This is a genomic window from Geodermatophilus sp. SYSU D00779 (genome assembly GCF_054050595.1).
The window spans coordinates 19,029-40,576 of the sequence record NZ_JBJGZQ010000006.1 but is presented as its reverse complement, the minus strand read 5'-3'; the positions used below and the strand labels follow the sequence as shown (position 1 = coordinate 40,576).

The following is a 21,548-nucleotide window of genomic DNA, read 5'->3' as shown; positions in this document are numbered from 1 at the left end:
GCCGGCCATCCTGCCCGGCACCCTCACCGGCCGCGCAGCAGCGCCTCGGCGGCCGGGTCGCCGGTCACCGTGACCTCGGCCGGGCGGCCCCACAGCCGGCGCAGCAGCTGACCGGCCGGTGCCTCGAGCCGGGCGTCGGCGGCGCCGGCGTCCCCCTCGTGCACCTCGACGTCCCCGCGGCGGACCCGCACCGTCCAGACCCGGTCGGTGTCGGTGCTGCGCACGACGACCGCCGCCGTGGCGGAGACCACCGGCTCGACGTGCGCCCACCGGGGGACGACGACGCGCAGCACCTCGTCGGCGCCGTCCTCGGCCAGCTCCGGGTCCACCGCGGTGACCGGCAGGCCCGCGGCGACCTCGAGGTCCATGCGGTGGACGGCGAGCTCGTGCGCCTGCCGGCGGACCCAGGAGCCGGCGGTCTTCCCGGCCGCCGGGCTCATGTGCCAGGCCGGGGCGTCCGGGGGCGTGTCGCGGAGGGCGTGCACCAGGTCGGCCAGGCCCGCGGCGTACCAGTCGAGCAGGCCACCGTCCGGCGGCCGCGGTGGTGCGGCGGGCCGGTCGGTGGTGCCGGCCCGCACGATCGCGGTCGCCCAGCGGTGGACGGCGCCCAGGTGTCCGACGAGGTCGCGGATCGTCCAGGCAGGCACCCAGGGGACCGGTGCGTGCAGGCCGGGTGCCGCGGTCAGACCGGCGTCGACCTCCTGGGCGAGGACGCCGAACCGTTCGCCCTCCTCGACGACGGCCTCGGTGCACCGTCGCCGCAGGCGCTCCTCGACCGTCACGGCGCCCATGGTGCCGGAGGGCCGCCGGCGAGGTCACGAGTCGCTGCGGATGTGCTCCCGGACCTGGTCGATGAGGTGCTGCGGGATCTCGGTGAGGCCGTGGTCGGTGCGCGCGTGCTCGGCGACGGCGGCCAGGATCTCCTCGTCCGTGGGGGCGATGAACTGTCGGGTGCAGTTGGGGACGACGTCGCCACAGGAGAACTGCTTCACGGTTTCCCTCGGGGGTGCTGGTACGGATCGGTGGTCCTGCCGGCTCCTACCCATCGGCGGCGAGCCGTAGCAGGAGACGTTCGACGCGGACGACGCCGACCGCGACGCCGACGTCGTCGACGCAGACGATCGGGTCGAAGCGCGAGTGCTCGGGGCGTGCCGCGGCACGCCGGGCGACCTCACGGACCCCGGCGAGCGCGGGGACGCGCAGGCTCACCGGGGCGATCCGGTGCCCCGGCTCGTCGTCGTCCCGACGGCGCGGCAGCAACAGCGCCACGGGCCGGCCGGCGGAGTCGACGCGCAGCCCCGACTGGTCATCAGGGACCACGCCTCCCGACGGCCCGCCCTCGACGGGCACCTCCTCGACCAGGCTCGCCACGTGCTCGACCAGACGGGCCTTCGCCGACCGGAAGCGCAGCGGGGCGGCCGTCCCCGGGTCGAGTCGGGGCCAGGCGGGACCGGGGCGGCCGAAGAGCCAGCCCTGACCGAGGGGGACACCCAGGCGGAGGAGCGCCTCCACCTCCCCCCATGCCTCGATGCCCTCGGCCAGCAGCCAGGCGTCGATCCGCCCGGCGAACTCGCCGAGCAGCTCGGTGAGGGCCAGCTTCACCTCGTCGCCGTCCACCCCGGACACGATCGCCCGGTCCAGCTTGACCATCTGGGGCTTGATGGCGGCGATCTGCTGGAGACCGGAGTAGCCCGACCCGGCGTCGTCCACCGCCAGGAGGGCGCCACGGCTGCGGAGCCGGTCGCGGAGGTCGATGAGGGGATCCAGCTCGGTCACGTCCTGGTGCTCGGTCAGCTCGAGGACCAGCGGAGCGAGGTCCGGGACGGCCAGGAGGGTGTCGGCGAGCTCAGGGTCCGTGAGCAGGTGCGGGCTGACGTTGACGGTGAGGAAGCAGTTGGGCGGCACCGTGCGCAACAGCTCCAGACAGCGCCGGACGACGAGGCCCTCCAAGCGTGCCCCGGTGCCCCGGGCGCCTGCGGCGGCGAACCAGCGGTCGGGGCCCACCCGGCTCGGCTTCCCGTCGGGCTCGCAGAAGCGGGCCAGGGTCTCGTAGCCGGCGACGACGCCGCGTCGCAGGTCGACGATCGGTTGGAAGAGCAGTCGCAGCAGCGACGGGTCGGCGAGGACCGACTCCAGCCGTCGGGGCCACTCGGCCGACGCCCTCGCGGGCGTCATGGCCCGGCGTCGGGGGTCAGCAGGTGCATGGTGGTGCCCGCAGTCCTATCTCCGCAGTCCGACTCCGTCGCCCCGCATGTACGGACGGTAGCGGATCGGAACCCCTCCCGCCGCAGCTGCCGGACGCCTCCCCGGACGGCGCCGAGGGCGGGCAGGTCAGAGGTGCTGTGTCGCCCGTCAGCGGGTCCGGCGGGCGGTCCTGCGGCGCTCCCGCGGGGTGCGGCCGCGCTCAGACCGGGGCGACGGCGGACCAGCGCACGGTGACCTCGCCGTGCCGCCAGCGACGGCTGGAGCCGACGAACGGCCAGCCCTGCTCGGCGAGCGACTCCACCGCCGCGGTCCAGCGCTGGCGGGGGCCGAAGGTCGAGAGCCCGGCCGCGGTGGCCCACGCGGTGTCGAGCGCCCGGAGGAACTCGTGCACCGGCTGGCCCGGCACGTTGTGGTGGATCAGCGCCTTGGGCAGCCGCTCGGCGAGGTCGGAGGGCCGGTCGAGGTCCGACACCCGGGCCGACAGCGTCAGGGTCAGCGGCCCGTCGGCGTCGAGGGCCACCCACGCCGAGCGGCGTCCCCACTCGTCGCAGGTGCCCTCCACGAGCAGTCCTCCGGGACCGAGCGCGGCGCACATCGTCTGCCAGGCCTGGGCAGCGGACTCCTCGTCGTACTGGCGCAGCACGTTGAACGCGCGCACCAGCACCGGGCGCAGCCCGGCGAGCTCGAAGCCGCCCACCCGGAAGTCGACCCGCGGCGGATCGCGGTCGGCGGCGACGGCGGCCACCCGCTCGGGGTCGATCTCCAGGCCGACCACCTCGAGACCGTGCACCTCCGGGCCCAGCCGGTCGGCCAGCTCGAGCGTGGTCACCGCCGACGAGCCGTAGCCCAGGTCGACCACGAGCGGCCGGGCGGCGTCGCGCAGCCGCGGCACCTGGGTGGCCAGCAGCCAGCGGTCGACCCGGCGCAGCCGGTTGGCGTTCGTGGTGCCGCGCGTCGGCAGGCCCAGGGCGCGGGCCCGGCCGGCGGCCAGGCGCGGGTCGGCCTTCCTCGGGAGGCTGGCCCGGCCCTTGTGATCACCTGCCGCGGCCCCGTCCCGGGTGCCGCCCCGAGGGTGCGAGGGGCGGGCAGGACGGGGTCCTCTCACGGTCCGGAGCGTAGTCGCGGTTAGCGTGGTGCCGTGCAGGTCCGACGGAACGCCCGCTTCGCGGAGCTGACGACCCTCGGCGTGGGGGGGCCCATCGACCGGCTGGTCGAGGTCTCCGACCCCGAGGACCTGGTCGCCGCCGTCCGCGACGCCGACGCCGCCGGGCGTCCGCTGCTGGTCCTCGGCGGTGGTTCGAACCTGATCGCCCCGGACGCCGGGTGGCCCGGTGACGTGGTCGTGGTGCGCAGCCGGGGCGTCGAGCGGGACGGGAGCCGGCTGGTCGTGCAGGCCGGCGAGCCCTGGGACGACCTGGTCGCGTACACCGTCGAGCAGCGGCTGGCCGGCATGGAGGCGATGTCCGGCATCCCCGGTTCGACCGGGGCGACGCCGGTGCAGAACGTCGGCGCCTACGGCCAGGAGGTCGGCCAGGTCATCACCGCCGTCCGCGTCTGGGACCGCGTGCGGTCGGCCGAGCAGGTGCTCACCCCGGAGGACTGCGGGTTCGCCTACCGGGACAGCCGGCTCAAGCGCGAGCCCGGCCGGTACGTCGTCCTGACCGTCTCGTTCGGGCTGGAGCCGGGGGAGCTGTCCCGGCCGGTGGGCTACGCCGAGCTGGCGCGCACCCTCGGCGTCGAGGTGGGGGAGCGGGTCCCGCTGGCCGACGTGCGCGCCGCCGTGCTGGAGCTGCGCCGCGGCAAGGGCATGGTATGGGACCTCGCCGACCCCACCAGCCGCAGCGCGGGCTCGTTCTTCACCAACCCCGTCGTCCCGGTGCAGCGCGCGGTCGAGGGCTGCCCGAGCTGGCCTGCCGGGGACGGCATGGTCAAGCTCAGCGCCGCCTGGTTGGTGCAGCACGCCGGCTTCGGTCGCGGCACCCGCCACGGGCGCGTGGGGACCTCGCCCCGCCACAGCCTCGCGCTGACCACCGAGCCCGGGGCGACCGCCGAGGAACTGCTCGCCTTCTCCGAGAAGATCATCTCCGCGGTGCAGGAGCGTTTCGGCGTGACCCTGGAGCGCGAGCCCACGGCGATCACACCGTCGGCCCACGGGCCGACACCGCGGCCAGGTGCCGTCCCCGGCTCGCGCTGAGCCCGTCCGTCGTTCGTCGGGGGAACCTCCAGGCGCCACCTCGGCACGACGGGGAGGTCACACCTCGGCGAGATCGAGGAACATGACGTGCAGGCCGACGTAGCCGTGCTCGGGGTGGTGGAACGCGCCGGGGACCGTGCCGACGACGACGAAACCGAGTGACCGCCACAGCGAGACGGCGGGGGTGTTGGTCTCGACGACGGCGTTGAACTGGATGCCGCGGTAGCCGGCGTCGCGGGCCCAGCCGACCACGTGCTCGCCGAGCGTCCGGCCCACCCCGCGGCCCTGCGCCGCCGGGTCCACCAGGAAGCTCGCCGTCGCGATGTGCGACCCCCGGCCCGGCCGGTTCGGGCCCATCTTGGCGCTGCCGAGCAGCGTCTCGCCGTCGACCGCGACCACGGTCCGCCCTGGCGGCTGCTCCATCCAGAGCGGCCGGGCCTCCTCCAGGGAGAGCCCTTCCGGGTAGGCGTAGGTGTGCCCGGCGTCCACGACGGCCCGGAAGAACGGGTGGATCGCCGGCCAGTCCCCGTCGGTCGCCTCGCGGATCAGCACCGGCTCAACCCTCGCGGTGCACCTTGTGCTGGGCGGCCTGCGCCCGGGGGCGGACGACGAGCAGGTCGACGTTGACGTGGTGCGGGCGGGTGAGCGTCCAGGCGATGCAGTCGGCGACGTCCTCGGCCACCAGCGGCTCCCGCACGCCGCGGTAGACCGCCTCCGCCCGCTCCCGGTCCCGGACCCGGTTGAGGGCGAACTCCTCGGTCCGCACCATGCCGGGCGCGATCTCGGCCACCCGCACCGGCTGGTCGAACAGCTCCAGCCGCAGCGTCTCGGCCAGCGTGTGCACCGCGTGCTTGGCCGCCGTGTAGGACGCGCCGCCCTCGTAGCTGACCAGCCCCGCGGTCGAGCCCACGAACAGCAGGTCGCCGGCGCCGGAGTCGATCAGCCTGGGCAGCAATGCCTTGGTCAGCCGGACGGTGCCCAGCACGTTGACCTCGTAGGTGCGGGCCCAGGAGTCCAGGTCGGCCTCGGCCACCGGGCTGGCGTCGAACGCGCCGCCGGCGTTGTTGACCAGCACGTCGACCGGGCCGAGGGCGCCGACGAACTCCGTCACCGAGTCGGGGTCGGTGAGGTCCAGCGGGAGCGCCCGGGCCCCGATCTCCGCGGCCAGTGCCGTCAGCCGGTCCATGCGCCGCGCCCCGAGGACGACGTCGAAGCCCTCCGCCGCCAGCCTCCGGGCCGTGGCCGCGCCGATGCCGCTGGAGGCGCCGGTGACGACGGCGGTCCGGCCCGCACCGGGCGCACCTGCGGGTACGGGGGGAGACTGGGCGGAGGGGCCGGGCATGCGACCCATCCTGGTGCTGTTGCAGACTGCGATGTCGAGCGGGTGCCTCCCGGCGCCCTGGGAGCGAGGCGGGAGGTCGCACGTGGCCGCTCGCCGCCGTCCCCGCTCGGCCGTGCCCCGGCGGGTGGCCACCCTCTCGGTGCACACCAGCCCCCTCGACCAGCCCGGTGCCGGCGACGCCGGCGGCATGAACGTCTACGTCGTCGAGGTCTCCCGGCGGCTGGCCGAGCGCGGCATCGCCGTCGACGTCTTCACCCGCGCCACCTCCAGCGACCTGCCGCCGGTGGTCGAGATGAGCCCCGGGGTCACCGTGCGGCACGTCAGCGCCGGCCCGTTCGAGGGCCTGGGCAAGGAGGAGCTGCCCGCGCAGCTGTGCGCCTTCACCGCCGCCGTCCTGCGCGAGGAGGCCCAGCACGAGCCGGGCCACTACGACGTCGTCCACTCGCACTACTGGCTGTCGGGCCAGGTCGGCTGGCTGGCCCGCGACCGGTGGAGCGTGCCGCTCATCCACACCGCGCACACCCTGGCCAAGGTGAAGAACGCCGCGCTGGCCGCCGGCGACCGGCCCGAGCCGCGGGCCCGCGTCATCGGCGAGGAGCAGGTCGCCGCCGAGGCCGACCGGCTGGTCGCCAACACCGATGACGAGGCCCGCCAGCTGGTCGAGCACTACGGTGCCGACCTGCGACGCACCCTCGTCGTCCCGCCCGGGGTGGACCTCGACCGCTTCACCCCCGGCGACCGGACGGCGGCCCGCCGCCGCCTCGGCATCGCCGACGACGCCGTCGTCCTGCTGTTCGTCGGCCGCATCCAGCCGCTCAAGGCCCCCGACCTGCTGCTCGAGGCGGCCGCGCGGATGCTCGCCGACGACCCCGCGCTGCGCGACCGGCTGCAGGTGCACGTCGTCGGCGCGCCCAGCGGCACCGGGCTGGAGGCTCCCCGCCAGCTGGAGCAGCTGGCCGCCGAGCTGGGCATCGCCGACCTCGTCCGGTTCCTGCCGCCGGTGCACACCGAGCGGCTCGCCGAGCACTACCGCGCCGCGGACGTCGCCGTCGTCCCCAGCCACAACGAGTCCTTCGGCCTGGTGGCCCTGGAGGCGCAGGCCTGCGGGACGCCGGTCGTCGCGGCCGCCGTGGGCGGGCTGCGCACGGCCGTCCGGGACGGCGTCTCCGGGGTGCTGGTCGAGGGCCGGGACCCGGCCGACTACGCCACCGCCATCCGCGCGGTGCTCGCCCGCCGCGAGCTGCTGTCGGCCGGCGCACGCCGGCACGCGGCCTCCTTCTCCTGGGAGCGCACCGTCGACAGCCTGGTCGCCGCGTACACGGCCGCCGCGGAGGAGATGGCCATGGCATCCCAGAGGCCGGCCCCCGGCACGCTGCTGCGCCCGGCCTGGGCGCTGGGCGGGGTGCGGGCGCTCGGCGCACAGGTGGCGCAGTGAGCGGACGGGGGCGTGAGCACCGCAGCGAGGAACGAGCGAGGAGCGGAGCGCCGCGCGGCAGCGAACGGGAGGCGCGGTGAGCCGCGAGCGGACCGTCGCCGAGCTCGACGCGGTCATCGAGCAGACGCTGCGCGACAGCGAGCTGGTGCACGAGCACCCGGCGCCCGGCCGCTGGCTGGTCGACCTGCCCGGCACCCAGAAGCTCAAGACCGTCTGCGGGCTGATCGTCGGCGAGCACGCGCTGCGGGTGGAGGCCTTCGTCTGCCGCCAGCCGGACGAGAACCGCGAGCAGCTGTGGACCTACCTGCTGCAGCACAACGCCCGCATGTACGGCGTCGCCTACTCGATCGACAGCGTCGGCGACGTCTACCTGACCGGCCGGCTGCCACACGCGGCGGTCACGCCCGACGAGCTCGACCGCGTGCTCGGGGCGGTGCTCAGCTACGCCGACGACCACTTCAACACCATGCTCGAGATCGGCTTCGGCACGTCGATCCGGCGGGAGTGGGAGTGGCGGGTCAAGCGGGGGGAGTCCCTGCGCAACCTGGAGGCCTTCGCCGACTTCGTCGACCCGGGGCGGAGGTCCCGCGCCGCCGGGACCCCGGACGGCGGGGCGTGACGGCGACCGAACGGTCGCTCACCGAGGCCGCCGAGGAGCGGCCCGGCCACGCCCGCCGGTGGTGGGTGCTGGCCACCATGACGGTCTGCCTGCTCGTGGTGATCATGGGCAACACGACCCTCAACGTCGCGATCCCCACGCTGCAGCGCGAGCTGGGCGCCAGCCAGGGTGAGCTGCAGTGGGCGATCGACGCCTACATCCTCGTCTTCGCCGGCCTGCTCTTCTCCTGGGGCGTCATCGGCGACCGGATCGGCCGGCGCCGGGTGCTGCTCATCGGCCTGTCGGTCTACACGGCCGGCTCGCTGCTGGGCGCGTTCAGCAGCAGCCCCGGCGAGCTGATCGCCTGGCGGGCGGTCATGGGCATCGGCGGCGCGGCGGTGCAGCCGACCACCCTGGCGGTCATCACCAACGTCTTCCCGCCGGGCGAGCGCGGCCGCGCGATCGGCGTCTGGGCGGGCGCCGGGGGGTCGCCGTCGCCGGCGGCCCGCTGGCCAGCGGCGCGGTCCTCGAGGACTACTGGTGGGGCGCGATCTTCCTCATCGCGGTGCCGGTCGCGCTCCTCGGCATCGTCGCGACGCTGCTCGTCGTCCCCGAGTCCCGCGACCCGTCGCCGGGCCGGCTCGACGTGCCCGGCGTGCTGCTGTCGGTCCTGGCGCTGGCCGGGCTGGTCTACGGGATCATCCACGGCGGCTCGGGGGCCGGCTGGGGCTCGCCCGGCGTCCTCGTGCCGCTGCTCGGCGGGCTGGCCCTGCTGGCGCTCTTCGTCTGGCTGCAGCGCCGCTCGGCCCACCCGGCGCTGGACGTCACGCTCTTCCTCAACCCGGCCTTCTCCGCGGCCGCAGCCGCCCTGGGGCTGAACTTCTTCGCGCTCATGGGCGCGACCTTCTACCTCGTCTACTACCTGCAGGGCGTGCTCGCGTACGGCCCGCTGGTCAGCGGCGCCGCGCTGATCCCGATGGCGCTGGGCATGGCGGTCATGGCGCCGGGCAGCTCGCGGCTGGCCGAGCGGTTCGGCGCCAAGGCCGTCGTCGGCACCGGGTCCGGTCTGCTGACGGCGGCCGTCTGCGGCTTCAGGCTGCTGGACGAGACCTCGCCGCTGGTGCTGCTGCTGGTGATCCTGTCGGTGCAGGGCCTGGGGATGGGCACGGTCATGGCGCCGACGACCGAGTCGATCATGTCCGTCGTCCCCCGGCACAAGGCCGGCGCCGGCGCCGCGGTGAACAACTCGGTGCGCCAGGTCGGCGGTGCGCTGGGCGTGGCCATCCTCGGGTCGCTGCTGGCCAACGCCTACGCGGCCCGGCTCGGCGACGCCGTCGACGCGCTGCCGGCCGACCTCCGCGAAGAGGCGAGCACCTCGCTCGTGGCCACCCTCGGCGCGGTGCGGCAGACACTGGCCGGCGGAGACCCCGAGGCCGCCGACGCGGCCGGCCGGCTGGTCGACCCGGCCCGGGAGGCGTTCGTCGCGGCGATGCACCTCACCGCCGTGGGGACGGCGCTGGCCACCGCGCTGGCCGCCGTCGTCGTCCTGGCCTGGCTGCCGGGACGACGCGCCCGGTCCGGGGCCGGGGCGCCCGCCAGCGGTTAGCGTGACGGCGGTGCAGGAGGGTCCCGGTCAGCGGCAGCGGCAGGTCCGGGCCCTCGTGGGTCTGCTGGCCGCCACCGCGCTGGTGTACCCGCTGCTGCTGTGCGCGGTGCGACTGACCTTCGCCCAGCTGCTCGTCGTCGACCTGGGCGGCACCCTGCTCTGGCTGGCCGCCGGCGCGGCGTGCAGCGTGGCCGCCGTCGCGGCGCTGCGCTGGGGCGTCGACCGCCCCGTCCGCAGCCCGTGGCTGCTCACCGGCCTGCTGCCGCCGGCGGCGTTCGAGGCCTGGTTGCTGTGGCCGCTGCTCGTCGGGTGAGACCGACCGGGTCCGCGTCGGGCAGGATGGCCGCGTGACGATGTCCTCGCCCCAGACCCGCCCCGGCACTCTCGTGCTGCTCCGCCACGGCGAGAGCGAGTGGAACAAGGCCAACCTGTTCACCGGCTGGGTGGACGTGCCGCTGTCGGAGAAGGGCCGCGGCGAGGCCGCCCGGGGTGGTGAGCTCCTCGCCGAGCACGGCCTGCTGCCGGACGTGGCGCACACCTCGGTGCTCAAGCGCGCGATCACCACCGCCGAGCTGGCGCTGGCCGCCGCGGACCGGCAGTGGATCCCGGTCAAGCGCTCCTGGCGGCTCAACGAGCGGCACTACGGCGCGCTGCAGGGCAAGGACAAGGCCGCGACCCTCGCCGAGTACGGCGAGGAGCAGTTCACCGTCTGGCGCCGCTCCTACAGCACCCCGCCGCCGCCCATCGAGCCCGGTAGCGAGTACTCCCAGGACGGCGACGCGCGCTACGCGATGCTGCCCCCGGAGGTGCGCCCGCAGACCGAGTGCCTGGCCGACGTCGTCGTCCGGATGCTGCCGTACTGGTACGACGCGGTCGTGCCGGACCTGCGCGCGGGCCTGACCGTGCTCGTCGCCGCGCACGGCAACAGCCTGCGGGCGCTGGTGAAGCACCTCGACGGCATGGGCGAGGACGAGGTCGTGGGGCTCAACATCCCCACCGGCGTCCCGCTGCGGTACGACCTGGACGACGACCTGCGCCCGACCAAGCCCGGTGGTGAGTACCTCGACCCCGAGGCCGCGGCCGCCGCCATCGAGGCCGTCAAGAACCAGGGCAAGAAGTAGCAGCTCACGGCAGAGGCCCCTCCCGGTCCGGGGAGGGGCCTCTGCCGTGAGCGGACGACGACGTCGGCCGGTGGGCCGGCTGGTCGTACTAGTCGGCCGTCGCGTGCATCTCCCGCTCACCGGTGACCAGGTAGACCACCCGGCGGGCGACGCTGACCGCGTGGTCGGCGAAGCGCTCGTAGTAGCGGCCCAGCAGGGTGATGTCGATGGCCGCCTCCATGCCGTGCGGCCAGTCCTTGACGAGCAGCTCGTTGAACAGCTGCCGGTGCAACTGGTCCATCAGGTCGTCCTCGGCCTCCAGCGCGGCGGCCGCCTCGACGTCGAGCTTGGCGATCACGGTCGCCGTCTGCGTCACCAGACTCTCGGCGACGTGCCCGGCCTGCATGAAGATCGGCCGCAGCTCCTGCGGGACCGCATGCTCGGGGAAGCGCATCCGCGCCAGCTTCGCGACGTGGACGGCGAGGTCACCCATGCGCTCGAGGTCGCTGATGATCCGCATCCCCGCGGTGATGGTGCGCAGGTCCGTGGCGACCGGTGCCTGCCGGGCCAGCAGGGTGAAGCACCGCTGCTCGATGCTCTCCCGGGTGGCGTCGATGTGCTCGTCGCCCTCGATCACCAGGTTCGCCAGCTCGATGTCGGCATCCAGGAGTGCGGTGGTGGCCTTGCTCATCGCCGACCCGACCGAGTTCGCCATCTCGACCAGGCAGTTGTTGATGTCTTCGAGTTCCTCGTGGTAGTGCTGCCGCACCGTCGTCCTCCTCGCCGGCCCTGTCGGCCGTGGCCCAACGCTCCGGGGTACCCGCTGCTCGAGGCCCCGACGATCTCTGGACCCCGAGGGTAGGACCGTCTGTCGACCCACTTCGGCCTCGTCGGTGAACGGGTGGACACCGGGACGTGAACAGTCACGGTCCGGGGTGTCTCGGTCACCCGTACGAGGGATGTCCCGGCGGCCGTCCGGCCTAGCATCGGCCCCGTGAGCTCGTCGGTCGCCCTGCTGGTCGGCGTCGTCGTCGGCCTGGTGGTCGGCGTCCTGGTCGCCACGCTGCTGGTGCGTCCGCGCCGTCCCGACCCCGAGCGGGTCGCCCCGTCCGACGGCCCCGCCCCCGAGGCGGTCCTGTCCCGGCGGCTGCTCGACCTGATCGACCCGGCCATCGTCCTGCTCGACGCCGATGACGTGGTCCTGCTGGCGAACCCGGCGGCCCGTTCCCTCGGCGTCGTCCGCCAGACCCGGCTGCTGGTCCCCGAGCTGCTGGAGCTGGCCCGCGCGGTCCGCGAGGACGGCCGGCGTCGCGCCGAGGTGTCGCTGCCCGGCTCGGTGGTCGGCGGGGGGCCGCGGCAGGTCGGGGTGCTCGGCGTCCGGCTGGAGCGTGGTTCCGGCCCGGCACCCGGGCCGGTGGCGCTGGTGCTGCAGGACGTGACCGAGGCGCGCCGGGTGGAGGCGGTCCGCCGGGACTTCGTCGCCAACGTCGGCCACGAGCTGAAGACCCCGGTCGGGGCGCTGTCGCTGCTCGCCGAGGCGATCGAGGACGCCGCCGACGACCCGGAGACGGTGCGTCGCTTCGCCAGCCGGATGACGCACGAGGCCGACCGGCTGGCCCGCCTGGTCCGCGAGCTCATCGACCTGTCCCGGCTCCAGGGTGGCGAGCCGCTGCCCGAACTCGTGCCGGTCGACGTCGACACGGTCATCGCCGAGGCGGTCGACCGCACCAAGCTGGCGGCCACCGCCAAGCAGATCACCATCGTCTCCGGCGGCGAGGGCGGGCTGGTGGTGCGCGGCGTGGAGTCGCAGCTGGCCACGGCGGTCACCAACCTGCTGGCCAACGCCGTCAGCTACAGCCCCGAGAACACCCGGATCGCCGTCGGCGCCCGCGCCCGCGCCGGCTTCGCGGAGATCACCGTGACCGACAGCGGCATCGGCATCCCGCGCGAGGACCGCTCGCGGGTGTTCGAGCGCTTCTACCGGGTGGACCAGTCCCGGGCCAGCCGTACCGGAGGCACCGGCCTCGGGCTGGCGATCGTCAAGCACGTGGCCACCAACCACGGCGGCTCGGTGAGCGTGTGGAGCGAGGAGGGCCTCGGCTCCACCTTCACCCTGCGGATCCCGCTGGCTCGAGCCGCACCCGAACCCGCCGGCGACGCGCCGGCCGAGCACGACCTGGCCGGCGGCCCGTCCGCCGCTGACGCCCCGGAAGGACGGTCATGACCCGAGTGCTGGTCGTGGAGGACGAGGAGTCCTTCTCCGAAGCGCTGTCCTACATGCTGCGGAAGGAGGGGTTCGACCCGGTCGTGGCCACCACCGGGCCGGAGGCGCTCGCCGAGTTCGACCGCGGCGGTGCCGACATCGTGCTCCTCGACCTCATGCTGCCGGGGCTGCCCGGCACCGAGGTCTGCCGCCAGCTGCGCTCCCGCAGCGGCGTGCCGATCATCATGCTGACCGCGAAGGACTCCGAGGTCGACAAGGTGGTCGGCCTGGAGCTCGGCGCCGACGACTACGTCACCAAGCCGTACTCGGCCCGCGAGCTGGTCGCCCGCATCCGCGCGGTGCTGCGCCGCCGCGGCGACGTCGAGGCACCGGCCGACTCCGCCCTGGAGGCCGGCCCGGTGCGCATGGACGTCGAACGGCACGTCGTCTCGGTGGACGGCGAGCCGGTCGCCCTGCCGCTCAAGGAGTTCGACCTGCTCGAGCTGCTCATGCGCAACGCCGGGCGGGTGCTCACCCGGGTCCAGCTCATCGACCGGGTGTGGGGCTCGGACTACGTGGGCGACACCAAGACCCTCGACGTCCACGTCAAGCGGCTGCGCGCCAAGATCGAGCCGGACCCGGCCAACCCCAAGTACCTGGTGACCGTCCGCGGTCTGGGCTACAAGCTGGAGGCGTGACACGTCGTCGGCCCACCGGCTGACTCCGCGGCCAGGTGCCGGACGGGCCGGCCGAGGTCAGTTGCCCCGGCCGGTCTCGTCCTGCAGCTCGTCGATCTTGCGCGACGCGTCGGCCTTGGAGATGTCGTCCGGCACGTCCTCGCCGGCCTCGCGGGCCAGGGTGTGCAGGTAGCTCTTCTGCGCGCCGGTGGCCGGCTCGTCACCGGTCACCCAGTCGGACGGGTCCTTCTGGGCGCTGCGGTCGTCGTTCGCGGTGGGTTCGCTCATGTGTTCGAGTCTAGGCCGGGGTGAGCTCCGGCGCAGGTCGAGCCGCGGCTGCACGGCGGGCGGCCTCCCACCGGCGGCCGGTGCGGTACACGTGCACGCCGCCGCAGGGGCACTCGACGTGCAGCGCGATGTGGGTCGGGTGGTTGACCACCGAGCGGATGCGCCGGTCGGCGACCAGCTCGTCGGTCCTCGTCACGGGGCAGGTGATCAGCAACACACGAGCAGCGTGCTCCCGGGTGGCCGCCGGCACGAGTGGCAGAAGTGACCGCTGTCGCAGATTTCCTGCCATGATGTGCGCATGAGCACCGACCGTCCCCTCGTGGTGAGCGTGGTCGTCGCCGACGGTCTCGTCGGCAGCTTCGGCCTCGGCGTCTGCGCCGAGGTCTTCGGCTACGACCGTCGGCACATGGGGCTGCCGCGCTTCGACTTCGCGCTGGTCAGCGAGTCGCCCGGTGTCCTGCGCACCGACACCGGCATCCCCATCACGGTGGAGCACGGACTGGAGCGCCTGGCCCACTCCGACATCATCTCGATCACGGCGTGGGAGCTGTTCGACCGCGTGCCCTCGCCGGTGCTGCTCGACACCCTCCGCGAGGCGTACGCCCGGGGCGCCACGCTCATCAGCCACTGCACGGGCGCGTTCGTGCTCGCCCAGGCGGGGCTGCTCGACGGCAAGCGGGTCACCACCCACTGGAAGTGGGCCGGCGAGCTGGCCGCCCGCCACCCCGCCGTGGAGGTGGACCCCTCGGTGCTCTACGTCGACAACGGCCGGATCCTCACCGGCGCCGGGACGGCGGCCGGCGTGGACACGCTGCTGCACCTCGTGCGCCGGGAGTGGGGCGCCGCGGCCGCCAACGCGCTGGCGCGCGAGATGGTGGTGCCACCCCACCGCGACGGCGGGCAGGCGCAGTTCATCGACGCACCCGTCGCCCAGTGCGAGGACGACCTGCTCGGCGCCGTCCTGGAGTGGGCGCAGAGCCACCTCGCCGACGACCTCAGCGTCGAGCTGCTCGCCCGCCGCGCGCTGATGAGCCCGCGCAGCTTCGCCCGCCGGTTCAAGGCGACGACCGGGACGACCCCGCACGCCTGGCTGCTCGGCCGCCGCCTCGCGGCCGCGGAGGCGCTGCTCGAGGAGAGCGACGCGCCGGTCGAGGAGATCGCCCGGCTCGTGGGCTTCGGCACCGCCGCCGGGTTCCGCGAGCAGTTCACCCGCCGGCGCGGGGTGTCGCCGCGGGCCTACCGGCAGACCTTCCGGGCCGCGCTCGCCGCGGTGGACGACGACCGCGCCGCGTGAACCCGGCGAGATCGGCGGTCTCGCACGCTCGGGGGCCCGGATCCGTGCGAGATCGCCGATCCCGCCGGGCAGGGGGCAGAGGGTCCTCTCTCAGGCGCCGGGGATCGGCCGGGCCACGCCGACCAGGGAGTCCAGCCGGCCGGCGTTCGCCGGGGTCAGCGGGCTGCGGATCACCCGGGTGAGCGCGAGCCCGGCCCGGGCCAGCACCAGCGCGTGGGTGCGCGGCGTGAAGTGCCAGATGTGCTCGGTCGGCTTGAGCGTCCACCAGCGGGTGCCCAGCAGCCGCGCCGGCAGCGAGGAGACGTAGGGCGTCGAGAACAGGACGACGCCGTCGTCGGCGACCAGCGAGCGCACCGTCCGCCAGAAGGACAGCGGGTCGGGCACGTGCTCGGCGGTGTCCCAGGCGCACACGACGTCGAAGCCCGGGGTCAGCGGCGCGTCCTCCAGCTGGCCGCAGAACACGTCGAGCCCGAGGGTCTCCTGGGCGTGCCCGGCGCCGGTGCGGGACAGCTCGACGCCGGACGTCGTCCACCCGGCCTCCCGCGCCGCGGCGAGGAACAGCCCGTAGCCGGCGCCGACCTCGAGCAGCCGCCCGCCCGCGGCCGCGCCGCCGCGCTCGCGGTCGACCAGCGCGAGCCGGCCCGCCGTCCAGGTGCGCTGCAGCAGCATCGCCGGCGACCAGCCGCCCTCGGCCGAGGAGGCGCCGTCGTCCGAGGAGACCCCCGACCCGTAGACGCCGCCCTCGAAGTAGCCCACGTCGTCGTAGAGCCGCTGCAGCGCCTCGGGGCGCAGCCGCGGGCTGATGAAGACCAGCTCGCACTGCGGGCAGCGGACCACGCCGAACGGGGCGACGTCGTGCACCAGCGTGCCGGGCAGCCGGCACAGGCAGCAGACGACGTCCTCGGTGTCCTCGGCCGTCCAGCGCGCGAGCTCCGTCACGTGTCCTCCTCGCTGGCGCTCGTCGGACCCGTGCCGACCGTGCTGTGCCGCTGCGTGACCTCGCACGCGCGGTCACGTGGTCAGCCTACGGAGCGACCGGCCCGTTCCACGGCAGTGGCGGAGGCCGCGCCGGGCGTCGTCGCACCGGCGGAGGTCGCCCCGGCGCCCTCGGCGGCCGGGTAGCGGGAGGCCACCAGGGTGGCCAGACGCCGGCGGACGACGGGGGAGACCAGCCCCCCGCCCGCGCCGGTGCCCAGCAGCTCCCCGGGCACGACGACGTAGCGGTCCGGGGCCGCCTCGGCGAGGGCGAGGAAGGCGCGGCGCACCGCCTCGGTGTCCGCACCTGCGGGTGCCGAGGTCACGGGGGAGTCGACGACGACGGTCAGGTCGGGCAGCAGCCCGCGGGTGCCCCACAGCGACGTCCGGAGGATGCGGTCGCCGTCGAGCCCCTGGCCGGCGCCGTGGAAGGCGATCGAGGTGTCCACGTAGTGGGTGTTGACCACCACCCGGTTGGCCTCGAGGGCGGGGCGGATCACCGTCGCGACGTGCTGGGCGCGGTCGGCGGCGGCCAGCAGTGCGGCGGTGTGCGCCGTGACCGGGCGGCCGGTGTCGTCGACGGCCGGCCTCGGCTGCGGGACGCCGCTGCTCGAGCCGGGCGCGGCCGGGAAGAGCAGACCGCGCACCTGCCGGCCCAGCCGCGTGTCACTGGGCTCGGCGGTGACCTCGACCGGACAGCCGCAGTCGCGCAGCACCTGGGCCAGGTCCGCGGTGTACCGGCGGGTCAGCTCCCGGTCGGCCCCCTCGACGACGACGAACAGCCCCACGCCGCTGGAGGCGGCCGAGAACAGGTCCGAGCGGCCCCACAGCAGCCGCAGCACGTCGCGGACGCGGGTGCGCGAGCGGGCCGGCACCACCTGGCGGGTGGCGTAGGCGCTGACGGCCAGGGCGATCACCCCGCCCACCAGCAGCGTCAGGCCGGGGCCGGTGAGGGTGAGCACCAGGTCGCCGAGGCGGACGTCGTGGGTGCCCAGCAGCCCGGCCAGCCCGGGACCGACCGCCACCGCCAGTAGCAGCACGATGCGCACCGAGGAGATGACGAAGGCGAAGACCCGGCCGCGCAGCCGGTCCTCGACCTCGAAGCCGATGAGCGTGTAGCCGATGATCCAGCTGACGCCGGCGAACAGGCCCACGCAGAACGCCGCGGCGGTGGCCAGCACGAAGTCCCGCAGCAGCGACATCGCCAGCAGCGCCACGCCGGCCAGCCCGATGGCGTGGGTGAAGACGCTGCGCCGCGGCACCGTGGGCAGGATGCGCGGGCCGGCCAGCATGCCGATGGCCAGGCCGGTGAAGACCACGCCGAACACGACCGAGTAGCCGGCCGCGCCGGCCTGCAGGGTGGCCACGTACAGCTGGGCGACGCCGACGGTGAGCCCGCCGGCGCCGAACGCGCCGATCACGCCGACGTAGAGGGCGCGCATGAACGGCTGGCCGCGCAGGAAGGCCACGCCCTCCACGACCAGCGAGAGGACGTTGCGCTGCGCGCCGTCCCGGTCGACCGGGCTGCCCGGGATGAGCCGGCGGGAGCACAGCACGGTGGCGGCGCTCAGGCCGAAGCTGGCGGCGTTGACGACCAGGGCGACGACGATCGCCGTCCGCGCCTCGCTGCCGTCGCCCTCGCCGAGGAGCCGGCTGACCGTGGACAGCAGCGCGAACAGCAGGGCGGCGACGGGGACCGCGCCGTACACGGAGAACAGCGAGACCTGGTTGGCGACGGCGAGCCGCTCGCGGGGCACGATCGCGACCCAGATCGCCTGCTTGGCCGGGGTGGTGAACAGCCCGACGGCCTCGACGAGGAACTGGGCGACGTAGAGCCAGGTCAGCTCGTAGGTGACCGCGATCGACAGGTACAGCGTCAGCGCCAGCAGCTCGCCGACGACCACCGTCGTCCGCCGGTCCAGCCGGTCGGCCAGCGCACCGGCCAGCGGTCCCAGCACCAGGTCGGGCAGCAGCCGGGTGAGGATGACGCCGGAGATCGCCGCGCCCTGCACGGCCAGGGACTCGTCGCGGGTGAGCTGCTGGGCCATCGCCGTCGTGGCCAGCAGCCCCAGCCAGTCGCCGAGGCTGGAGACGGTGATCGCGGCCCACAGCCGCCGGAACACCGGGATGCGGACGAGCGCGAGGAAGGCGTTGTCGGACCGCCCCCCGGTCGGGGGAGGGCCCGCCGTCGCGCGCTCCTCGGTCACAGTCCCGCCGTCCGGTCGTCGGTCGCGTCGCGGGAAGGGTAGTGGCGCGACCGGCGACCGGACGGTGTCGTTCGACCCCCGGTCGGGGGAGTTCTCAGGGACGGCGGCGGTGCAGCGTCACCGGGACGGGCGGCGGGCTCGCCGGGTGGGGGGCGACCAGGCCGCGGTCCAGCCGCTCCTCGGTCAGCCGGCGCAGCTCCGCGTAGGCCGCCGGCCCCAGGAGGGCGGTGAGCTCGCCCTCGTAGGTGACCACGAGCGGCTCGGCGGAGACGTGCGCCGCCGGTGAGCCGGTGCACCACCAGTGCAGGTCGTGCCCGCCGGGGCCCCAGCCGCGGCGGTCGAACTCGCCGATGCTCGACACCAGCACCGTCGTGCCGTCGGGGCGCTCGACCTCCTCCTGCTCGCGGCGCACCGGCAGCTGCCAGCACACGTCGGGCTTGGTCAGCAGCGGGTGCAGCCCCTCGCGCAGCGCCATGCGGTGCAGCGCGCAGCCGGTGCCGCCGGGGAAGCCGGGCCGGTTGAGGAAGACGCAGGCGCCGTCGACCAGCCGGGTGCGCAGCGAGCGGACGCCGCCTTCGTCGGGGGCCTGCCCCTCCTCGGCCCAGTCCTCCTCGGTCCAGGCACCGCGGCCGACCGGCGCGAGCTGCCAGTCCTCGTCGGGGAGGTCGGCGACGGCGGCGGTCACCCGGGCCAGGTCGTCCTCGTCGGTGAAGAAGGCGCCGTGGCTGCAGCAGCCGTCGTCCGGACGGCCCTCGACGACGCCGGCGCAGCCGCGGCCGAAGACGCACGTCCAGGCCGACGACAGCCAGGTCAGGTCGGCCCGGACGACGTGGTGCGGATCGGCCGGGTCGGGGAACTCGACCCACTCCCGGGCGAAGTCCAGCGGCACCTCGGGTGGGACGTCGTGCACCCGGCCAGCGTAGGGAAGGGACCCCCTCCCCCTCACACCTCGCTCCGCTCGGCGCGAGCCTCCGGAGGGGGCCGTGCAGACTGACCGCATGAGGCTCGGGGTGCTGGACGTCGGCTCGAACACCGTGCACCTGCTCGTGGTCGACGCCCATCGCGGCGGCCACCCGACCCCGCAGCACGACGACCGCTGGCTGCTACGCCTCGCCGAGCACGTCGGCGACGACGACCTGCTGTCCAAGGACGGCGAGAAGGCGCTGCTCAAGGCGGTGCGCAAGGCGTGCGAGCAGGCCGAGAAGCAGCGCTGCGACGAGGTGCTGGCGCTGGTCACCTCCGCCATCCGCGAGGCCCGCAACGGCATGGAGGTGCTGGAGCGGGTCCGGCAGAAGACCGGCGTGCAGCTGCAGGTGACCAGCGGCGAGGACGAGGCGCGGCTGACCTTCCTCGCCGTCCGCCGGTGGTTCGGGTGGAGCGCCGGGCGGCTGCTCGTGCTCGACATCGGCGGCGGGTCGCTGGAGCTGGCCAGTGGCCTGGACGAGGACCCCGACGTGGCGCTGTCGCTCCCGCTGGGTGCCGGCCGGATGACCCGGCGCTACCTCCCCGAGGCGCGCACCGGTGGCCGCCCGGACCTGCGTGCCCTCGCCGAGCTCGACGAGTACGCCGCGGACCTGCTCAAGCCGGCGGCGAAGAAGCTGCTGGCCGGCGGTCCACCGGACCTGGTGGCGGCGACCTCCAAGACGTTCCGGACGCTGGCCCGGCTGACCGGCGCGGCGCCCTACTCCGCGGGGCTGCGCGCGCCGCGCCAGCTGACCCTCGAGGGGCTGGCGCAACTGCTCGGGTTCGTCGCCCGCATCGAGTCCTCGGCGCTGGCCGAGCTGCAGGGCGTCTCGCCCGACCGCGCGCACCAGATCCCCGGCGGCGCCGTCGTGGCGCGGGCCGCGATGCGGGCGCTGGACGTACCGTCCGTGCGGATCTGCCCGTGGGCGCTGCGGGAGGGCGTCATCCTCCGGCGACTGGACTCGTTGGAGGACGAGAGATGAGCACTCCTCCCGGCAGCCGCGGCGAGGGGCGCCGCGACCCGGAGACCGGCGGTCGGCCGCTGGCCGACATCCTGCGCGAGGCCGGCGTCGAGTCGCCGACCCGCGGCCGGCGCCGCCGCGGGGAGGAGCTCGAGGACACCGGCGTCCGCCAGCGCGGCTCCGGGGACACCGGACGGGTCGCCGACCGGCCGGAGTTCGGCCGGCGCGCGAGCGACCACGCCGGGGACCGGACCGGGAGCCGGCCGGGGGACCGGGTCAGGGAGAAGATCGAGGGTGCCGAGGCACCGGCGCCGGAGCGGCGGGTCGGACGTCGGCAGCCCGAGCCCTCCACCGCGGCCATCCCGGGCCTGCGGCCCTCCCGCAAGCCGGGCGTCCCGGCCGCCGCCGGGGCCACGCGCGACGGCACGGCGCGGGAGGGGACGGCGCGCGAGCGGGCACCCCGGGCGCGGACGGCGGGCGCCGACCCCGGGCCGCGGACCGGCCCGATCCCCGTCGTCCGGACCGACGACCCGCCGATGCTCGAGGACGAGGGCGCCGGGTCCGGTGAGGGCGCGCTCGCCTGGCTGCGCTTCATCGGCGAGCTGGTGCTCGCGCTGGCCGCCGGGGTCGGCATCTACTTCCTGTTCACCGTGCTGTGGCAGCAGCTGCCCTACGTGGCGGTGCTGCTGGCCCCGGTCGCCGTCGCTGGCCTGGTCGGCGCTGTCAGCGCGTGGCGGCAGCGCCAGGACCGGGAGCCGGCCGGCGCGCGGCTGGTGGCGGTGCTGGTCTTTGCCGGGACCCTGCTCACCATCGCGCCCGCCGCCGGCCTGCTCTCCACCGCGTGAGGGCCCCGTCCTGCCCGCCCTCCGCGGGCTCGGGGCGGGACGGGGGACAGGGCCGTCGTCCTAGTCCTCGTCGGCGTCCTCGTCCTGGTCCGCGGCGGCGAACTGCTCGACGATCGCGGCGGTGAACGCGTCGAGGTCGTCCGGCTCGCGACTGGTGACGAGGTTGCCGTCGACGACGACCTCCTCGTCGACCCAGTCGGCACCGGCGTTGCGCAGGTCGGTCTGCAGCGAGGGCCAGGAGGTCATCCGCCGCCCGCGGACGACGTCGGCCTCGGCCAGCACCCACGGCGCATGGCAGATCGCCGCCACCGGCTTGCCCGCCTCGAAGAAGGCCTTCACGAAGGCCACCGCGTCGGCGTCGGCGCGGACGAAGTCGCCGTTGATGACCCCTCCGGGCAGCACCAGCGCGCCGTACTCGTCGGGGTCGGCCGAGCTGACCACCGCGTCCACCTTCTTGGTGTCGCCCTTGTCGATGTGCTGGTAGGCGGTGATCTCCCCGGCCTCGAGGGACACCAGCTCCGGCTGGGCACCGGCCTCCTCGAGCGCCTGCCACGGCCGGTCGAGCTCGACCTGCTCCACGCCGTCGGTCGCGAGGACGGCCACCTTCAACCCGTTGAGTTCGTCAGCCATGCGGCGGCGGCTACCCCGCCCCCG

General features: G+C 75.1%; 24 protein-coding genes and 1 pseudogene. 12 read left to right on the top strand and 13 right to left on the bottom strand.

What is annotated here, in order from left to right:
- Nucleotides 1–23: 23 nt before the first annotated feature.
- From ACI79G_RS06190 to ACI79G_RS06175, 4 genes are all read right to left on the bottom strand, one after another.
- Nucleotides 24–782 (bottom strand): maleylpyruvate isomerase N-terminal domain-containing protein, encoded by a 759-nt coding sequence (locus ACI79G_RS06190; protein ID WP_456880260.1) that lies wholly within the window; start codon nt 780–782, stop codon nt 24–26.
- A 33-nt stretch (nt 783–815) separates the two neighbouring features.
- Nucleotides 816–992 (bottom strand): DUF1059 domain-containing protein, encoded by a 177-nt coding sequence (locus tag ACI79G_RS06185; protein ID WP_456880259.1) that lies wholly within the window; start codon nt 990–992, stop codon nt 816–818.
- Between the two features lie 46 nt (nt 993–1,038).
- Nucleotides 1,039–2,175 (bottom strand): EAL domain-containing protein, encoded by a 1,137-nt coding sequence (locus tag ACI79G_RS06180; RefSeq protein ID WP_456880258.1) that lies wholly within the window; start codon nt 2,173–2,175, stop codon nt 1,039–1,041.
- Nucleotides 2,176–2,404: 229 nt separating this feature from the next.
- On the bottom strand, nt 2,405–3,310 hold the full coding sequence (locus ACI79G_RS06175) for a class I SAM-dependent methyltransferase (RefSeq protein ID WP_456880257.1): 906 nt from the start codon (nt 3,308–3,310) through the stop codon (nt 2,405–2,407).
- A 33-nt stretch (nt 3,311–3,343) separates the two neighbouring features.
- On the opposite strand from ACI79G_RS06175, the gene ACI79G_RS06170 reads away from it, so the two are divergent.
- Nucleotides 3,344–4,399: a UDP-N-acetylmuramate dehydrogenase gene (locus ACI79G_RS06170; RefSeq protein ID WP_456880256.1), complete on the top strand. Its 1,056-nt coding sequence runs from the start codon at nt 3,344–3,346 to the stop codon at nt 4,397–4,399.
- 57 nt (nt 4,400–4,456) lie between these two features.
- On the opposite strand, the gene ACI79G_RS06165 is transcribed toward ACI79G_RS06170, so the two are convergent.
- Nucleotides 4,457–4,951 (bottom strand): N-acetyltransferase family protein, encoded by a 495-nt coding sequence (locus ACI79G_RS06165; protein ID WP_456880255.1) that lies wholly within the window; start codon nt 4,949–4,951, stop codon nt 4,457–4,459.
- A 4-nt stretch (nt 4,952–4,955) separates the two neighbouring features.
- Nucleotides 4,956–5,741, bottom strand: a complete 786-nt coding sequence (locus ACI79G_RS06160) for an SDR family oxidoreductase (RefSeq protein ID WP_456880254.1) — start codon at nt 5,739–5,741, stop codon at nt 4,956–4,958.
- 82 nt (nt 5,742–5,823) lie between these two features.
- Here ACI79G_RS06160 and mshA point away from each other — a divergent pair, with 82 nt between their 5' ends.
- The 6 genes and pseudogenes from mshA (at nt 5,824) to ACI79G_RS06130 (ending at nt 10,501) form a co-directional block, all read left to right on the top strand.
- The gene (mshA, locus tag ACI79G_RS06155; RefSeq protein WP_456880253.1) at nt 5,824–7,176 is read left to right on the top strand and encodes a D-inositol-3-phosphate glycosyltransferase; all 1,353 of its coding nucleotides are present in this window, start codon (nt 5,824–5,826) and stop codon (nt 7,174–7,176) included.
- A gap of 76 nt (nt 7,177–7,252) precedes the next feature.
- Complete coding sequence (locus tag ACI79G_RS06150) at nt 7,253–7,795, top strand: YbjN domain-containing protein (protein WP_456880252.1); 543 nt, start codon at nt 7,253–7,255, stop codon at nt 7,793–7,795.
- Nucleotides 7,796–7,872: 77 nt separating this feature from the next.
- Nucleotides 7,873–8,199: pseudogene (locus ACI79G_RS06145) on the top strand (MFS transporter); the annotation flags it as partial.
- Complete coding sequence (locus tag ACI79G_RS06140) at nt 8,139–9,380, top strand: MFS transporter (RefSeq protein WP_456880408.1); 1,242 nt, start codon at nt 8,139–8,141, stop codon at nt 9,378–9,380. The pseudogene ACI79G_RS06145 and the gene ACI79G_RS06140, both read left to right, overlap by 61 nt.
- Before the next feature lie 10 nt (nt 9,381–9,390).
- The gene (locus tag ACI79G_RS06135) at nt 9,391–9,693 is read left to right on the top strand and encodes a hypothetical protein (protein ID WP_456880251.1); all 303 of its coding nucleotides are present in this window, start codon (nt 9,391–9,393) and stop codon (nt 9,691–9,693) included.
- Between the two features lie 40 nt (nt 9,694–9,733).
- Complete coding sequence (locus ACI79G_RS06130; protein WP_456880407.1) at nt 9,734–10,501, top strand: phosphoglyceromutase; 768 nt, start codon at nt 9,734–9,736, stop codon at nt 10,499–10,501.
- 88 nt (nt 10,502–10,589) lie between these two features.
- Here the strand turns inward: ACI79G_RS06130 and phoU are convergent, their stop codons facing one another.
- Nucleotides 10,590–11,249 carry a phosphate signaling complex protein PhoU gene (gene phoU / locus ACI79G_RS06125; protein ID WP_456880250.1) on the bottom strand — a complete coding sequence of 220 codons (660 nt, stop codon included), beginning with the start codon at nt 11,247–11,249 and terminating at the stop codon, nt 10,590–10,592.
- 225 nt (nt 11,250–11,474) lie between these two features.
- Between phoU and ACI79G_RS06120 the strand changes: the two genes are divergently transcribed.
- Entirely contained in the window at nt 11,475–12,704 is a 1,230-nt protein-coding gene (locus ACI79G_RS06120) for a sensor histidine kinase (protein ID WP_456880249.1), read from the top strand.
- Nucleotides 12,701–13,381: a winged helix-turn-helix domain-containing protein gene (locus ACI79G_RS06115; protein WP_456880248.1), complete on the top strand. Its 681-nt coding sequence runs from the start codon at nt 12,701–12,703 to the stop codon at nt 13,379–13,381. The genes ACI79G_RS06120 and ACI79G_RS06115 overlap by 4 nt, the downstream gene beginning before the upstream one ends.
- Nucleotides 13,382–13,438: 57 nt before the next feature.
- Here the strand turns inward: ACI79G_RS06115 and ACI79G_RS06110 are convergent, their stop codons facing one another.
- Complete coding sequence (locus ACI79G_RS06110) at nt 13,439–13,648, bottom strand: DUF3072 domain-containing protein (RefSeq protein WP_091213618.1); 210 nt, start codon at nt 13,646–13,648, stop codon at nt 13,439–13,441.
- A gap of 10 nt (nt 13,649–13,658) precedes the next feature.
- Nucleotides 13,659–13,844 (bottom strand): hypothetical protein, encoded by a 186-nt coding sequence (locus ACI79G_RS06105; RefSeq protein WP_456880247.1) that lies wholly within the window; start codon nt 13,842–13,844, stop codon nt 13,659–13,661.
- 102 nt (nt 13,845–13,946) lie between these two features.
- Between ACI79G_RS06105 and ACI79G_RS06100 the strand changes: the two genes are divergently transcribed.
- Entirely contained in the window at nt 13,947–14,942 is a 996-nt protein-coding gene (locus tag ACI79G_RS06100) for a helix-turn-helix domain-containing protein (protein WP_456880246.1), read from the top strand.
- 90 nt (nt 14,943–15,032) lie between these two features.
- On the opposite strand, the gene ACI79G_RS06095 is transcribed toward ACI79G_RS06100, so the two are convergent.
- From ACI79G_RS06095 to ACI79G_RS06085, 3 genes are all read right to left on the bottom strand, one after another.
- Nucleotides 15,033–15,881 carry a class I SAM-dependent methyltransferase gene (locus ACI79G_RS06095; RefSeq protein ID WP_456880245.1) on the bottom strand — a complete coding sequence of 283 codons (849 nt, stop codon included), beginning with the start codon at nt 15,879–15,881 and terminating at the stop codon, nt 15,033–15,035.
- 80 nt (nt 15,882–15,961) lie between these two features.
- Nucleotides 15,962–18,124, bottom strand: coding sequence for a bifunctional MFS transporter/dTMP kinase (locus tag ACI79G_RS06090; RefSeq protein WP_456880244.1), 2,163 nt, complete (start codon nt 18,122–18,124; stop codon nt 15,962–15,964).
- A gap of 94 nt (nt 18,125–18,218) precedes the next feature.
- Nucleotides 18,219–19,034, bottom strand: coding sequence for a hypothetical protein (locus ACI79G_RS06085; RefSeq protein WP_456880243.1), 816 nt, complete (start codon nt 19,032–19,034; stop codon nt 18,219–18,221).
- 88 nt (nt 19,035–19,122) lie between these two features.
- Between ACI79G_RS06085 and ACI79G_RS06080 the strand changes: the two genes are divergently transcribed.
- Nucleotides 19,123–20,070 (top strand): Ppx/GppA phosphatase family protein, encoded by a 948-nt coding sequence (locus ACI79G_RS06080; protein ID WP_456880242.1) that lies wholly within the window; start codon nt 19,123–19,125, stop codon nt 20,068–20,070.
- Nucleotides 20,067–20,894: a hypothetical protein gene (locus ACI79G_RS06075; RefSeq protein ID WP_456880241.1), complete on the top strand. Its 828-nt coding sequence runs from the start codon at nt 20,067–20,069 to the stop codon at nt 20,892–20,894. Before ACI79G_RS06080 ends, ACI79G_RS06075 begins: the two co-directional genes overlap by 4 nt.
- 60 nt (nt 20,895–20,954) lie before the next feature.
- Here ACI79G_RS06075 and ACI79G_RS06070 read toward each other — a convergent pair whose 3' ends face one another.
- Complete coding sequence (locus ACI79G_RS06070) at nt 20,955–21,524, bottom strand: type 1 glutamine amidotransferase domain-containing protein (RefSeq protein WP_456880240.1); 570 nt, start codon at nt 21,522–21,524, stop codon at nt 20,955–20,957.
- Nucleotides 21,525–21,548: the final 24 nt, after the last annotated feature.

What these genes read in the sequence shown, in the direction of transcription:
- ACI79G_RS06130 (WP_456880407.1), top strand. Translation starts at nt 9,734, where the DNA reads ATGTCCTCGCCCCAGACCCGCCCCGGCACTCTCGTGCTGCTCCGCCAC.
- ACI79G_RS06100 (WP_456880246.1), top strand. Translation starts at nt 13,947, where the DNA reads ATGAGCACCGACCGTCCCCTCGTGGTGAGCGTGGTCGTCGCCGACGGT.
- ACI79G_RS06115 (WP_456880248.1), top strand. Translation starts at nt 12,701, where the DNA reads ATGACCCGAGTGCTGGTCGTGGAGGACGAGGAGTCCTTCTCCGAAGCG.
- ACI79G_RS06180 (WP_456880258.1), bottom strand. Translation starts at nt 2,175, where the DNA reads ATGACGCCCGCGAGGGCGTCGGCCGAGTGGCCCCGACGGCTGGAGTCG.
- ACI79G_RS06075 (WP_456880241.1), top strand. Translation starts at nt 20,067, where the DNA reads ATGAGCACTCCTCCCGGCAGCCGCGGCGAGGGGCGCCGCGACCCGGAG.
- ACI79G_RS06110 (WP_091213618.1), bottom strand. Translation starts at nt 13,648, where the DNA reads ATGAGCGAACCCACCGCGAACGACGACCGCAGCGCCCAGAAGGACCCG.
- ACI79G_RS06080 (WP_456880242.1), top strand. Translation starts at nt 19,123, where the DNA reads ATGAGGCTCGGGGTGCTGGACGTCGGCTCGAACACCGTGCACCTGCTC.
- ACI79G_RS06160 (WP_456880254.1), bottom strand. Translation starts at nt 5,741, where the DNA reads ATGCCCGGCCCCTCCGCCCAGTCTCCCCCCGTACCCGCAGGTGCGCCC.
- ACI79G_RS06070 (WP_456880240.1), bottom strand. Translation starts at nt 21,524, where the DNA reads ATGGCTGACGAACTCAACGGGTTGAAGGTGGCCGTCCTCGCGACCGAC.